Source organism: Streptomyces sp. NPDC107550, assembly GCF_055639095.1.
In genome coordinates this window covers 268,951-282,348 of record NZ_JBVKBC010000002.1, presented here as the reverse complement: position 1 = coordinate 282,348, position 13,398 = coordinate 268,951, and the positions used below count along the sequence as shown (strand labels likewise).

The window sequence follows — 13,398 nt, the reverse complement described above, 5'->3', positions numbered from 1 at the left end:
TCTCCTTGTCAGGCCGTGGCTTGTGCGGCTTCGGCGATCAGGGCGCGGGCTGCGTCGAGGTCGTCGGGGGTCTTCAGGGCGAGGGTCTTCACGCCGGGCAGGGCACGCTTGGCGAGCCCGGTGAGGGTGCCGCCCGGGCACACCTCGATGAGCGCGGTCGCGCCGAGCGCCTGGAACGTCTCCATGCACAGGTCCCAGCGCACCGGGTTCGCCACCTGGCCGACGAGGCGGGACACGACCTCGGCGCCGGTCGACACGGTCTGGCCGTCCTTGTTGGAGACGTACGTGACGCGCGGGTCGGCCGGGGTCAGCCCCTGGGCGGCCTCCTCCAGCGCGGCCACGGCGGGCGCCATGTGCCGGGTGTGGAACGCGCCGGCGACCTTCAGCGGCACCACGCGGCGCACGCCCTCCGGCTTGTCCGCCTCCAGGGCGGCCAGCTCCTCCAGCGTGCCGGCGGCCACGATCTGGCCCGAGCCGTTCATGTTGGCCGGCGTCAGGCCCAGCTTCTCCAGGTGCGGCACGGTGACCTCGGGGTCGCCGCCGAGCAGCGCCGACATGCCGGTCTCGGCGATCGCGGCGGCCTCGGCCATGGCCAGGCCCCGCTTGCGCACGAGCCGCAGCGCGGCGGTGTCGTCGAGGACGCCCGCGAAGGCGGCGGCGGTGATCTCACCGACGCTGTGCCCCGCCACGGCGTCCGGCGTGACCTCGCCGAGCGCGGCGGCCGACAGGAGGCCGGCCGCCACCAGCAGCGGCTGGGCGACCGCCGTGTCACGGATCGCGTCCGCGTCGGCCTGCGTGCCGTAGTGGGCGAGGTCGAGGCCGATCGCGTCGGACCACGCGGCGACGCGGTCCGCGGCGCCGGGCAGTTCGAGCCAGGGAGTCAGGAAGCCGGGCGTCTGGGCGCCTTGGCCGGGAGCGACGAGTACGAGCACTCTCACACTCTCTCTTGTGGACGGTACGGGCCGCCCGTGGGGACAGGGACGAAGAACCGAAGGGGGAATTGTAGACCCCCGACAAAAGCCTAGAGCTGGGTGTCCGCGTCGGCCAGACGCCCCAGGATGAGCGCGATACGCAACGTGAACGCCGAGCGCACATCCGACGGCGACCACCCGGTGACGTCCGTCACACGTCGAAGCCGGTAGCGGACGGTGTTGGGGTGCACGAAGAGCATCCGCGCCGCCCCTTCGAGACTGCTCGCCTGCTCCAGATAGACGCTCAGCGTCTCCAGCAGAGCCGAACCGGCTTCCTCGAGCGGTCTGTAGATCTCCTCCACCAACTGCTCCCGAGCGGCCGGGTCTCCCGCGATGGCCCGCTCCGGAAGGAGATCGTCCGCCAGAACTGGCCGCGGCGCGTCCTGCCACGCCCCGCACGCCTTCAGCCCCGCCGCCGCCGCCTGCGCCGACCGCGTCGCGGCGAGCAGGTCGGGCACCACCGGCCCCGCGACCACGGGCCCCGCCGCGAACGGCCCGATCAGCGACTTCGCCACCGCCAGCGGATTGTCGCTGCCGCCCGCGATGACGACGAGCCGGTCGCCCAGCACCCCGGTGAGGACCTGGAGCTTCGCGTGCCGCGACGCCCGCCGGATCGCCTCGACCGTCAGCTCGCTGTCCCCGTCGGGCGCGGTGCCGAGCACGACGCACACATGCTCCGGCGAGTTCCAGCCGAGCGCCGCGGCCCGGCTGACCGCGCCCTCGTCGGCCTCCCCGGACAGCACCGCGTTGACCACGAGCGACTCCAGCCGCGCGTCCCAGGCGCCCCGGGCCTCCGCCGCCTGCGCGTACACCTGCGCCGTGGCGAACGCGATCTCCCGCGCGTACACGAGCAGCGCCTCCCGCAGCACGCTCTCGTCGCCCGGCGCGGCCACCTCGTCGATGGCCGACTCCATGACCTCGATCGTCGTACGGACCATCTCCACGGTCTGGCGCAGAGTGATCGCCCGCGTCAGCTCACGCGGCGCCGTGCCGAACACGTCCGTCGAGATCGCCTGCGGCGTGTCCGGATGCCGGAACCACTCCGTGAACGCCGCGATACCCGCCTGCGCCACCAGCCCGATCCAGGACCGGTTCTCCGGAGGCATCGCCCGGTACCACGGCAGCGTCTCGTCCATGCGCGTGATCGCCTGCGCGGCGAGCGCCCCGGACGACTTCTCCAGCCGCTTCAAGGTCGCCGCGTGCGGATGCGGGGCCGTGTGGCGGTCCGGGTGGCGGTCCGCCGGGTCGTTCGCTGAGGGCTGCTCTGATTCCGATTGGGGCACGGGAACAAGACTGCCTTATCAGGACGGCCGTGCGGAGTGCCGGGTAGCAGGTGACCCGGTACGAACCCGCACATCACGGCTACCGTGGAGCGCGTGATTGATGTCCGCCGCTCCGGTGACCGCTATCCCGGAGGTGAACCCGAGGCCGGGATCGAGTCCCTCCACGCGTTCTCCTTCGGCCCGCACTACGACCCGGACAACCTGCGCTTCGGCGCCGTCCTCGCCTGCAACGAGGAGCGGCTCGCTCCCGGCGCCGGCTTCGAGGAACACCCCCACAGCCACACCGAGATCGTCACCTGGGTCGTCACCGGCGAACTCACCCACCGCGACTCCACCGGCCACGAGAGCGTCGTACGCGCCGGCGACGTCCAGCACCTCAGCTCGGGCGGCGGGGTCCGGCACGTCGAGCGCAACGACGGCACCGAGCCCCTCACCTTCCTCCAGATGTGGCTCGCCCCCCGGACCCCCGGAGGCGCCCCCGCCTACGAGGTCGTCCACGGCATAGCCGACTCCACGCCCTACGACGTGCCCGCCGCGGGCGCCCTCCTCCACGTCCGCCGCCTGGCCTCCGGCGAACGCGCCGAACTGCCCGCCGCCCCCCACGTCTACCTGCACGTCGTGCGCGGCCGGATCCAGCTCGCCGACGCGGAACTGGAATCGGGGGACGCGGCCCGCATCACCCGCCAGGAAGCCCTCGACGCGGTAGCGACCGACCCCGCCGAGCTTCTGATCTGGGAGATGACGGGCTGAGGCGCCGGGGTCGACCCAGCCTGCCTTGTGCATGGCGCGGGGCGGCACGCGGACCGGCTCGGGGCGGCGTGCGGACCGGCACGGCTCGGAGCGGGGCGGCGCGGGGCGGACCGGCTCGGCGCGGCGCGGGGCGGTGCGGCGCGCGGACCGGCACGGCGCAGACCGAGTCGGAGCGGCTCGGACCGGGATGGCGAGGGGCGCCCCAGCTCGGAGCGGCCGGGGCAGGCGCGGCGAGGTGGTGCTTCAGGTCTGACCGCAGATGGTCCCCGCCCTCAGAGCTCGGCGAGCACCGCATCCGTGAACTGCGGCCAGACCTCCGCCGCCCACGGCCCGAACGCCCGGTCCGTCAGCGCCACGCAGGCCACGCCCGCATCCGGGTCGACCCACAGGAACGTGCCCGACTGGCCGAAGTGCCCGAACGTCCTCGGCGACGACGAACTCCCCGTCCAGTGCGGCGCCTTGTGGTCCCGGATCTCGAACCCGAGGCCCCAGTCGTTCGGGTTCTGATGCCCGTACCCCGGCAGCACGCCCTTCGTGCCCGGGTACTGCACGGTCATCGCCTCCGCGACCGTACGCGGGTCCAGCAGACGCGGCGCCTGCAACTCCGCCGCGAACCGCGCCAGGTCGTCCACCGTCGAGACGCCGTCCTTGGCGGGGGAGCCGTCGAGGCTGGAGGCGGTCATGCCGAGCGGCTCGAACACCGCCTGGCGCAGATACTCCGCGAACGGGATGTCGGTGGCCTTCGCGATGTGGTCCCCGAGCACCTCGAAGCCCGCGTTCGAGTACAGCCGCCGCGTCCCCGGCTCCGAGGTCGTCTTGTGCTCGTCGAAGGCGAGACCGCTGGTGTGGGCCAGCAGATGCCGCACCGTCGAGCCCTGCGGCCCGGCCGGCTCGTCCAACTCGACCGCGCCCTCCTCGTACGCCACGAGAGCCGCGTAGGCCGCGAGCGGCTTGGTGACGGACGCCAACGGGAAACGGTGGTCCGTCGGGCCGTGCGCGCCCACCACCCTCCCGTCCCCTCGGACGACGGCTGCGGCGGCGGTCGGGACCGGCCAGTTCTCGATCAACGCGAGGCTCTGCATGCGTACGAGCCTAGAACGTCAGCCGCATCGATGGAGCGGGGGTCCTGGCGAACCCGAGGGAGGCGTAGAGCGGCTCGCCCTCCGCTGTCGCGTGCAGGTCGATCCGGCGCACCCCGCGCTCCCGGTACCAGGCCAGAAGCGCTTCCATGCAGGCCCGGGAGTACCCCCGGCGGCGATACCGGGGGTCGGTGCACACATTGAAGACGTGCCCCGAGGCCCCCGACGGGTTGCCGGGGCTGCCCAGACCCACGTGGACCGTGCCCGTCGCGCAGGCCGCGAGGCCACCGGCCCGGTCCGGCGCGTCGATGACGAACGTCGTCAACGCGCCGTCAGGGTCCGCGAGATCGCGCCTCAGCGTCTCGATCGTGGCCGGCTGCCACGACACGTCGTCACTGGGCCGCATCGCGTCCAGCATGATCTTTCGCAGCCTGACCAGTTCGGCGGCGTCCTCGGGAACGGCACGGCGGACCACATCCATGATCGGCACCGTAATCGCGGCGGCCGACGACTGTCGCCCCGTTTTCCCGACATGCTTGCTTGGAGCGCACTCCAAGGTTCTAGCGTGGGGCTCATGACGGTGATGGACACCACCCCCGCATCCACCCCGACCAGACTCGACGTCTGCGCGACGGCGCCGAGCCCTCATCCGCGGCCGGACGGCCAGGACCGCTACACGATCAGCGAGGTAGTGGCCTTCACCGGACTGAGCGCCCACACCCTGCGCTGGTACGAGCGCATCGGCCTGATGCCCGACGTCAACCGCTCGCACACCGGGCAGCGCCGCTACACCAACCGAGACCTGGACTGGCTCGGTTTCGTGAACAAGCTGCGCCTCACCGGCATGCCGGTGGCCCACATGGTGCGCTACGCGGAACTCGTCCGGCTGGGCGAGGAGACCTTCGAAGAGCGCCGGGAACTCCTCGAATCGACCCGCCGCGATGTCCTGAACCGTATGGCCGAGCTCCAGGACACCCTGGCCGTCCTGGACCTCAAGATCAACTTTTACTCGGGCGCCGGCACGGCGTCGGAGAGGGGCTGAACCGCATGACCAGCACAGAACGGACGCGGCAGCCGGGCGAGCCGCAGCGCATCTCCACTGTTGAGTTGGGAAAGAACGGGCCCGTGGTGGGCGTTCAGGGCCTCGGCTGCATGGGGATGAGCTGGGCCTACGGACCGACGGACGGCGACGAGGCCCGGGCCACCCTCGAACGGGCCCTGGAACTCGGCGTCACCCTGTTCGACACCGCCGACGTCTATGGCGCCGGCGAGAACGAGAAGTTCCTTGCTCCTTTCGTCGCCGCACATCGTGACGAGATCACCCTGGCGACCAAGTTCGCCCTGGGGAGCGACCCCGGCGACCCGTACAAGACCGTCATCAGGAACGACCCCGCTTATATCAGGACCTGCATCGACGCCAGCCTCCAGCGCCTGGGCGTCGACTCGGTCGACCTGTACTACATGCACCGCCGGGACCCGCAGGTGCCGATCGAGGAAGCGGTCGGGGCGATGGCCGAACTGGTCACCGCCGGCAAGGTGAAGCACCTCGGCCTCAGCGAGGTCACCGCCGCCGAGCTGCGCGCCGCCCACGCTGTCCACCCGATCGCCGCCGTCCAGTCCGAGTGGTCGCTGTTCAGCCGCGACATCGAACGGTCGGTGGCGGCCGCCGTCGCCGAACTCGGCGTCGCCCTCGTCGCCTACTCGCCGCTGGGCCGCGGATTCCTCACCGGCTCCTTCGTCAGCGCCGACGAGGAACTCACCGACGACGACTTCCGCCGCCAACAGCCCCGCTTCACCGGCGGCAACGCCGAGGCCAACGCGGCCCTCCTCGCCCCGGTCCGCCAGATCGCCGACGCTCACGGCGCCTCTCTCGGCCAGATCGCCCTGGCCTGGGTGCAACAGCGCGCGCAGGTCTTCGGCCTGGCCGTCGTCCCCATCCCCGGGACCCGCAAGCGCACCCGGATCGAGGAGAACACAGCGGCCGCCCGCATCGTGCTCAGCGACGAGGAACTGGCGATGCTCGACCCCATCGCCTCCCAGGTCGCCGGCGACCGCTACCGCGACATGAGCGCCACCGCGGCAGGCCGCGAGCAGTAACCCGGCCCAGGTGTCGCGCCGCCGTGCCCGCCCGGGCCCCACCCTGTCGGAGTCCCGGCCGGAGGCGCCCGACTCCCGCCTCCGCGACGGCCTCCTCCGCGCCAGCCGTGGTGCAGGCAGCCGCCTCCGTGGCAGCGGGAGCTGCGCTGGTCACCGGCGGGGGAGAGACCTGGCACGGGCCGCAGGCCTCGGCCTCGGTTCTGGTTCCGGTCCAGGCGGGCCCGCTCCGGGTGAACTCGGCCCAGGCCGTTCACGCCAGCCCCAGGGCGAACACCGCGAACCCGGCGGCGAGCAGGCCGGCCAGTGCCCTGCGTCCCCGTGACGCCCGCTTCCACGGTGACTCGAACGCCCGAGCATGGCGGGCGACCAGCGCGAGCAGCACCGCGAACACCGGCAGCCAGGCGATGCGGGCCGCTATCCAGCCGAGCGAGTCGGGCGCGGTGGTCAGCCCCGGTATCGCGCCGGCGAAGGACCCCGGTACGGCTGCCAGCAACATCGCCGTCTGGTGCCAGCACAGGATCGTCATCGCCGACAGGTTGATCACCACGACCGGCGCCCAGAGCGCGGGCTTCCGCAACAGCCGGCCGATGCGGTCCCGCAGCAGGATCGCCGCGCCGCTCTGTGCCGAAGCCAGGGCGAGCACCAACAGGGACGGTGGGTGGGAGTTCGTCCGCGTCTGGCCGGGGACGCCGACCATCGAAGCCGGGTAGTGGAAGACCCAGAGGAGAAGGGCGAACAGGAGCGACCCGCCGGCCAGCAGCAGCCACGCTCCTCGCCGGCCCAGCCGCTTCTCGCCCCAAGCCAGGCCCAGTTGGTAAGCGAACAGCCACCCCGGCAACAGGTTCAGCAGACTCAGCCAGGACGGCATCTCCGAGGACCAGGGCCCGTAGCGCAGGAGATCGACGACGGCGACCGCTGCAATCAACGGGACCGCGCTCCAGGCGCCGCACTTCCGTGCCAGCCGGACACACCAGGGTGTGAGCGCGGTGATCACTGTGTAGACGCCGACGAACCACAACGGCTGGATCACCAGCGTGGCCCCGGTCCGCAACGTGGTCTCCGGCACTCCGAGCACGTACAACACCGCTGCCAGGGCCGCCCAGACGGCAGCCACCCCGAGCACGGGCCGCCCGAGGCGAGCCAGTCTCCCGCGCAGCCAGAGGGCCGTGGACGAGCCCCGCTCCAGGGAGCGCCGGTAGGACAGCGCCGACGCGTAGCCCCCGACGAGGAAGAAGACGCCGAGCATCTGCAGCACCCAGCTCAGCGGGGCGAAGAAGCCGAAGGCGGACAGGGGGCTCGCGTTGTGCATGGCGCCTTGGGCGTCGAGGGTGAAGCCGCCCAGCAGCCAGTGCCCGGTCGGTACGGCGAGCAGAGCCAGCGCCCGCAGCCCGTCCACCGCCCGGTCCCGGTGGGCGGGTGTTTTCGCGTCGATGGTGGTGATCGTCGAGGAGGCGGAGGACCGCAGAGTGGAGAGCGTCATGACACGGCTCCGGTGGCGATCTTGGCGAAGGCGCGGAGGGAATCCGTGCCGGGAGCGAAGTAGCCGGTGTGGCCCTGCGCGCGTTCTGCGGGGACGTGCCGCGCGCCGAACGCGGGCGAGGTGGGGTCGGGGCCGTGTCCCAGGCCGAACCACTCGACGTTCGGTACGTCGGCGATCCAGTCGCTCGCGTCGCGGGCGGCCCACACTCGGGCCCTGGTGTGCAAGGCGGCCACATGGGCGGCGCGGACCCCGGGTGAGCCGACCACCACCAGGTCGGAGGCGAGGAGTCTGGGCGCCGCGAGGCCGCACACCACCGACCCGTAGCTGTGGCAGAAGACGGAGGGCCTGGCCACGCCCGAGGCGGCGAGCCCCTGGACGAAACGTGCGAGCCGGGGCGCTCCCGCCTCGGCCAGCCGACCGGTGGCCGCGTCCGGGCCGAGACCGAGCGGTGTGGTGTAGCCGACCCACGCCACGACGGCGGTGCGCAGGCCGGAGGCCGCGTACAGGGTCCGCGCCATGCCCACCGGAGTGCCGTACGCGTCGCGGGTCCGGTCGAACGAGCCCAGATCGATGTCCGACCCCGGCACGACCACCGCGGCGTGCCGGGCTTGTGCCAAGTCGCCGAACACCTCCGCGACTTGACCGCGCCCCCGGGGGTCGAACGCGAGGATGTGACGGCTCGGGGCGAGCAGTTCCGCGCAGCGACCGGCGAGCGCACGGGCCACCGACCGCTCCTGATCCGTCAGCGAGGCGTCACGGCTTTCCCGGAGCGCCTGGGCCCGCGTAGCGCGCAACGTCCGCTTGTTCGCCGCGTACCTCAGCTCGACCGGGACCCCGTCCAGGTTGCCCACGACCGAGGGGTGCCGCAGGACCAGCTCACGTCGGGCGCTGGGCACCAACCCGGAGAAGAACGCCGCTACTTGTCTCGGCGTGGCCTTCTCCGGATCGGGCAGAGCCCGATGCAGGGAGGCGTCCGATCGCCAGGCGGCCGAGCCGGGCGGCGGCCCGGTCAGCGGGCTCTGCCCGGAGCCGGATGCCCACCCGGCGGTGCCGGCGACAACCGTCGTCACCAAGGCGGCGGCGACCAGCGTCCGTCGTCCGCGTCGTTTCCAGAAACCCAGGCCCATCGCCCGTCTCCCCTCCGTTCGTCGGTGTGACGAGGGGAAGGTAGGAAGACGGCATGGCGCGGATCGTCACACCACGGAGCCAAGTCGAGCCTGATACCTGGGTATCCGTCGCTCATACCCCAGTAGGGGGTGCCGGACGGACGGGGCGCTGATCAGGCTGAACGGCCTGATACCGGGGGCCGGGCTTATGACTCGCCCGGCGACACCACTCCGGCCTCGTAGGCGAAGATCACGGCCTGGGCCCGGTCACGCAGCCCCAACTTCGCCAGCAGGCGCCCGATATGAGTCTTCACCGTCTGCTCGGCGAGTACCAGTTTCTGCGCGATCTCCTGATTGGACAGCCCTCGCGCGATCAGCTCCAGGACCTCCAGTTCGCGCGGCGTCACGCTGTTGAGCCGCGGGGAACGCTCCTTGCGCGGGGGACGGGTCCTGGCGAAGTCGAGGATGAGTCTCTTCGTCACGGTCGGCGCGAGAAGCGCCTCGCCGGACGCGATGACGCGCACCGCGGAGATCAGATCGGCCGGCGGGGCGTCCTTCAACAGGAACCCCGAGGCTCCCGCCCGCAGCGCCGCGTAGACGTAGTCGTCCACGTCGAACGTGGTGAGCATGAGGACCTTGGGGATGTGCTCGACCCCGGGCGGCGGGTTCAGCAGTTCACGGGCGGCCGCCAGACCGTCCATCTCCGGCATGCGGACATCCATGAGGACCACGTCCGGATGTGTCGCACGGCTCACCTCGACGCCCTGTTTGCCGTCCGGGGCCTCGCCCACGACGTCGATGTCGCTCTGCGCCGCAAGTAGCGCGGCGAAACCGGCCCGCACCATGCTCTGATCGTCGACGATGATCACGCGGATCGTCATGCGTGCTGAAATCCTTTACGCCGTCATGGACTCGGGAACGGTCAGAGGCAGCCGGGCGGCAACACGGAACCCGCCGTCGGGCAACGGGCCCACGTCGAGCGTGCCGCCGACCAGACGTACGCGCTCGTTCATCCCTATCAGCCCGTGTCCTGTCCCGGAGGTCTCCAACGGAGAGACGCGCCCGGGCGCCGGACCGTTGACCACGACGACCAGCAGCGCGTCCTCATCGAGGCCCACCGAGATCTGCGCCCGCGCGCCCGGCGCGTGCCGGACCACATTGGCGAGGGCCTCCTGCACGATGCGGTACGCGGACAGTTCGACGGCCGGAGGCAGCTCGGTCAGTTCCGCCACGAGCGTCAGCTCCGGGTACGACAGGGACGCCGGTACTCCTCCCCGTACGGTCGCCTCGACCAGTTGCCGCAGGTCCGCCAACCCAGGCTGAGGCGTGAGGTCGCCTTCCGCTTCCTCACTGCGCAGCACAGCCAGCAGGCGGCGCATCTCGGTCAGTGACTCGCGTGCGCCCGCCGCGATGGACTCGAACTCCTTGCGTGTCTCGTCGCCGAGCCCTGGCAGCCGGTAGGGCGCCGAGTCCGCCTGCACGGTGATGACGGACATGTGGTGCGCCACGACATCATGCAACTCGCGGGCGATCCTGGCACGCTCCTCCAGGAGTGTGCGCCGGGTCCGCTCGGCGTCGCTGATCGTCTCCTGCTCGACAAGTCTGCGGCGGGTCTCCCCGCGCTCGCGCAGCAGTGCCCCCAGCAGCAGCACGCCACCGCTGAGGACGATGAGCAGCAAGCCGGTGTCCTGACTGCTCGCATCGCGGAAGAAGCCGAGACAGATGCCGGCCGCGACCGTGACCCCCCAGATGCCGATGAGTGTGCGGCGGGTCTGGCGCAGGGCCAGAGCGACGCACAGCGCCAGGTAGCCCACGAGGGCGGGCGCCGACCAGGGGGACGGCCGCCCCGCATCGCCGTGCAGGAGGGCGAGCGCACCGAGGACGTCGGCGGGGAACACGATGCACCAGGCGGTCAGCGGCCGGCTGACAGCGAGCATCAGGGGCGCGGCCTGGGCAACCCCGAGGGCACCCGCGAGACCGCCTCCCACCCCGTAGTCGTTCGAGAGGACCTGGGTCGTGACGGGGATGAGCGTGGCCGTGAACCCGAGCGCGATCACGTACGGCAGGAGCCGTATCCAGCGCTTCGAGGCATGCGCCAGCAGAGGGTCGGAGCGGTCCTCGCTCACGGCGACCGTGAACTCCGAGCCCGCGGCGGCCAGCCGGGCTCCCATGCCGCGAAGCCCGTCACGCATTCGCCCGGGCAACGGGCCGCGTCCCCTGCCGCCGGAACTGTCCTCCGGGGAGTGGGGCGAGTGACCAGGGTCCTTCGACGCAGCGCTCATGGTCCGCTCAGCCTAGGCAGCGCACCCCCGCCGCGCCGTCATACCCAGGTGCTCAACCGGACCTCATACCCAGGTATCACCGAAGCCCGAGCTCGAGACCGCTGTGTGGGGCAGCGCGCGTGACCGAGTGCCTCACAGCTCGGCCAGCAGCTCGGCCTTCTTCGTCGTGAACTCGGCGTCCGTGACCAGGCCCGCCTGATGCAGTTCCCCGAGGTGACGTATGCGGTCGGCGATGTCCGCGGGATCACGCCGCGCCGACGGCACCGTCGCCTCGGCGCGCAGCTTCTCCGTGGACGGCACCGGTTCCGCGCAGCGCACGGCGGCCAGCACCGACGCCGCGAAGGGCAGCGACTCGTGCACGGGCCCGTAGCCCAGTCCGAAGACGACCGCCGCCGGATCCTGGTCGGCCTGGTCCGCTCGCGGCTCGGCGTCGTCGCGCCGCAGCAGCCGCAGGTATCCCTCGAAGAGTTCGGGGGAGCGCCACTCCACCCCGTTCAGATCGGAGACCGGGAAGGTCTTGTCGCCTGCCTTCCACTTCGCCGACGACGCCCCCGTCCAGAACCAGCGGAAGGAGACCGCCGAGCCATCGAAGGACGCCTTGCCGTCGTACGCCTTGAACTGCAGCGGCGCGTCAGGCGGCGCCACGAGATAGCCGTCCGTGCGGACGTCCTCGTCCGCGGTCAGCCGGGCGCGCAGTTCGTCGGCGTAGTACTCGGCGAGCGTCTCCCGTTCGGCGGGCAGCACCAGCCGATACGGATCGCAGCTCTCCTTCAACTGGCCGGCCGCCGCGTCCATCAGCGGATCGGCGCCCGGTCTGGGTACGGCGTGCAGCACCACGGTCCCGCGTTTGCCCGGGGTCAGCGTCACCTCCGTGACCGCCTCCAGAGGGATGCGGCGCTCGCCGAGCGCCTGAAAGAGCTTCGGCGTGCGGATCCCCCGTTCGAAGCGGATGAGCACGGAGTCGTCCTCGAACTCCCAGGCGGCATGAAATCCAGCCAGTACGTCACCCATGCGGCTCATCGTATGCGGCACGCGTCCCTCCGTCGCCTGTTGCGTCGGACCGCTGTTCTGCCGTTTTCTACGCGCGTCAGGCGGTCGCGCTGCCGGAAAAACCCTCCTGGCAGCGCTCGGTTCCGCCGGCGCACCGCACCGATCGGTACGCGCCAGTTCCGATCTCGGCGAAGTTCCTCAGGCTCTCGGTGCCCGGCGCGAAGTAACCGGTGTGGCCCTTGGCGTCACCTGAGGCGATCACGCGCGCGCCGAACGCTGTGGAGACCGGGTCGGCGCCGTGTCCGAGGCCGCCCACCTCCATGTAGGGCACGTCCTGGATCCAGTCGTCCTTGTCGCGCGTGGCCCACACGCGCGCGCGTGTGCCGAGGCCCGCGGCGGTGTCCGCGCGCATCCCCGGGCTGCCGGCGACCGTGATGTCGCTGACGCGCGCGGGCAGGTGATGGGCCGCGATGCCGCACACCACGGACCCGTAGCTGTGGCAGTACAGGGCCACGGGGGACGCGCCGGGCAGAGCGCGCAGCAAGGCGTTGAGCCGCACCGCGCCGTCGTTCGCCCGCATGGACGTGGCGGCGTCCACCCCGAGCCCGGCGGGCGCCGTGTAGTCGGCCCAGGCGATGACCGCGGTCCGCGTACCGGGGCTCGTGGTGCGCTCGGCGGCGTACAGGGAGCGCGCCATGCCCACCGGGGCCGAGTACTTACGGAACGTCCGCTGGAAGGTGAGCACGTTCGTGTCCACGCCCGGGATCACGACCGAGACGCGCTGCGCCTTGTCCAGGTCGCCGAAGACTTCCGCCACTCGGCCGTTGCCCATGGGGTCGAACGCGAGGATCTTGCGGTCGGGGTTCATCAGCAGGGCGAAGCGCTTCATGCGCTGCTGCGCGTCGCTCTGCCCCAGCTCCGACAGACGGTTGTCATGAGTGCGTCTGGCCTCGACGGCGCGCGCCTGGTCGAGCGCGATCCGGTTGGCCCGGTAGCGCAGGTCGACGGGGGCGCCGTTCATGTTGCCGACCGCCAGGGGATAGCGGGCGGCGAGACGGCTGCGCTCGTGCGGAGTCAGCGAGCCGAAGAAGCGGGCCAGGCGCTGGGGAGAGGCGCTGGGGGACGGCAGGGCGTGTCCGTGTATCCGGCCGTGCTCCCAGGAGGTGAGCGTGGCCTGGAGCGGCGATGTGACGCCCCGGTGGTGACGCACGGCGGTCCAGCCGGTGGTCGCCAGCATGACGAACACGACGGCCAGCGCGAGCAGTGCGCGCCAGACGTTGAGTTGGGGGGAGGAGTCGAAGGAAGTCACTGCGGAACACCCTAGGAGAAGCGTGAGCCGCTCCGTGCGGCGGGTGAGGCA

The 13,398-nt window shown here is 71.7% G+C and carries 13 protein-coding genes; 3 read left to right on the top strand and 10 right to left on the bottom strand.

Going from position 1 to position 13,398, the window contains the following annotated elements; translation table 11 throughout:
* Positions 1-8: 8 nt before the first annotated feature.
* Together ACZ7LY_RS04320 and fasR are read right to left on the bottom strand one after the other, a co-directional pair.
* On the bottom strand, positions 9-932 hold the full coding sequence (locus ACZ7LY_RS04320) for an ACP S-malonyltransferase (RefSeq protein ID WP_471622978.1): 924 nt from the start codon (positions 930-932) through the stop codon (positions 9-11).
* A gap of 89 nt (positions 933-1,021) precedes the next feature.
* Positions 1,022-2,161, bottom strand: a complete 1,140-nt coding sequence (gene fasR / locus ACZ7LY_RS04315) for a fatty acid biosynthesis transcriptional regulator FasR (RefSeq protein ID WP_471623127.1) — start codon at positions 2,159-2,161, stop codon at positions 1,022-1,024.
* 186 nt (positions 2,162-2,347) lie between these two features.
* Here fasR and ACZ7LY_RS04310 point away from each other — a divergent pair, with 186 nt between their 5' ends.
* Entirely contained in the window at positions 2,348-3,004 is a 657-nt protein-coding gene (locus tag ACZ7LY_RS04310) for a pirin family protein (RefSeq protein WP_471622977.1), read from the top strand.
* A gap of 272 nt (positions 3,005-3,276) precedes the next feature.
* On the opposite strand, the gene ACZ7LY_RS04305 is transcribed toward ACZ7LY_RS04310, so the two are convergent.
* Positions 3,277-4,086 (bottom strand): serine hydrolase domain-containing protein, encoded by an 810-nt coding sequence (locus ACZ7LY_RS04305; protein ID WP_471622976.1) that lies wholly within the window; start codon positions 4,084-4,086, stop codon positions 3,277-3,279.
* 10 nt (positions 4,087-4,096) lie between these two features.
* On the bottom strand, positions 4,097-4,564 hold the full coding sequence (locus tag ACZ7LY_RS04300; protein ID WP_471622975.1) for a GNAT family N-acetyltransferase: 468 nt from the start codon (positions 4,562-4,564) through the stop codon (positions 4,097-4,099).
* A gap of 93 nt (positions 4,565-4,657) precedes the next feature.
* Between ACZ7LY_RS04300 and ACZ7LY_RS04295 the strand changes: the two genes are divergently transcribed.
* Together ACZ7LY_RS04295 and ACZ7LY_RS04290 are read left to right on the top strand one after the other, a co-directional pair.
* Positions 4,658-5,125 (top strand): MerR family transcriptional regulator, encoded by a 468-nt coding sequence (locus ACZ7LY_RS04295; protein WP_471622974.1) that lies wholly within the window; start codon positions 4,658-4,660, stop codon positions 5,123-5,125.
* Positions 5,126-5,130: 5 nt separating this feature from the next.
* Positions 5,131-6,180: an aldo/keto reductase gene (locus ACZ7LY_RS04290; RefSeq protein WP_471622973.1), complete on the top strand. Its 1,050-nt coding sequence runs from the start codon at positions 5,131-5,133 to the stop codon at positions 6,178-6,180.
* Between the two features lie 250 nt (positions 6,181-6,430).
* On the opposite strand, the gene ACZ7LY_RS04285 is transcribed toward ACZ7LY_RS04290, so the two are convergent.
* From ACZ7LY_RS04285 to ACZ7LY_RS04260, 6 genes are all read right to left on the bottom strand, one after another.
* Entirely contained in the window at positions 6,431-7,660 is a 1,230-nt protein-coding gene (locus tag ACZ7LY_RS04285) for an acyltransferase family protein (protein WP_471622972.1), read from the bottom strand.
* Positions 7,657-8,787, bottom strand: coding sequence for an alpha/beta hydrolase (locus ACZ7LY_RS04280; RefSeq protein ID WP_471622971.1), 1,131 nt, complete (start codon positions 8,785-8,787; stop codon positions 7,657-7,659). The genes ACZ7LY_RS04285 and ACZ7LY_RS04280 overlap by 4 nt, the downstream gene beginning before the upstream one ends.
* Positions 8,788-8,972: 185 nt before the next feature.
* Positions 8,973-9,647 (bottom strand): response regulator, encoded by a 675-nt coding sequence (locus ACZ7LY_RS04275; protein WP_471622970.1) that lies wholly within the window; start codon positions 9,645-9,647, stop codon positions 8,973-8,975.
* Between the two features lie 15 nt (positions 9,648-9,662).
* Positions 9,663-10,937, bottom strand: a complete 1,275-nt coding sequence (locus ACZ7LY_RS04270) for a sensor histidine kinase (RefSeq protein ID WP_471622969.1) — start codon at positions 10,935-10,937, stop codon at positions 9,663-9,665.
* Between the two features lie 243 nt (positions 10,938-11,180).
* Positions 11,181-12,059, bottom strand: a complete 879-nt coding sequence (locus ACZ7LY_RS04265) for a DUF4429 domain-containing protein (protein WP_471622968.1) — start codon at positions 12,057-12,059, stop codon at positions 11,181-11,183.
* Between the two features lie 76 nt (positions 12,060-12,135).
* A complete protein-coding gene (locus tag ACZ7LY_RS04260; protein WP_471622967.1) occupies positions 12,136-13,347 on the bottom strand; it encodes an alpha/beta hydrolase in 1,212 nt (403 codons plus the stop codon).
* Positions 13,348-13,398 lie beyond the last annotated feature (51 nt).

Coding starts and splice junctions, on each gene's coding strand:
- ACZ7LY_RS04305 (WP_471622976.1), bottom strand. CDS start 4,086: ATGCAGAGCCTCGCGTTGATCGAGAACTGGCCGGTCCCGACCGCCGCC.
- ACZ7LY_RS04300 (WP_471622975.1), bottom strand. CDS start 4,564: ATGGATGTGGTCCGCCGTGCCGTTCCCGAGGACGCCGCCGAACTGGTC.
- ACZ7LY_RS04295 (WP_471622974.1), top strand. CDS start 4,658: ATGACGGTGATGGACACCACCCCCGCATCCACCCCGACCAGACTCGAC.
- ACZ7LY_RS04290 (WP_471622973.1), top strand. CDS start 5,131: ATGACCAGCACAGAACGGACGCGGCAGCCGGGCGAGCCGCAGCGCATC.
- ACZ7LY_RS04285 (WP_471622972.1), bottom strand. CDS start 7,660: ATGACGCTCTCCACTCTGCGGTCCTCCGCCTCCTCGACGATCACCACC.
- ACZ7LY_RS04280 (WP_471622971.1), bottom strand. CDS start 8,787: ATGGGCCTGGGTTTCTGGAAACGACGCGGACGACGGACGCTGGTCGCC.
- ACZ7LY_RS04275 (WP_471622970.1), bottom strand. CDS start 9,647: ATGACGATCCGCGTGATCATCGTCGACGATCAGAGCATGGTGCGGGCC.
- ACZ7LY_RS04270 (WP_471622969.1), bottom strand. CDS start 10,937: ATGGGAGCCCGGCTGGCCGCCGCGGGCTCGGAGTTCACGGTCGCCGTG.
- ACZ7LY_RS04265 (WP_471622968.1), bottom strand. CDS start 12,059: ATGGGTGACGTACTGGCTGGATTTCATGCCGCCTGGGAGTTCGAGGAC.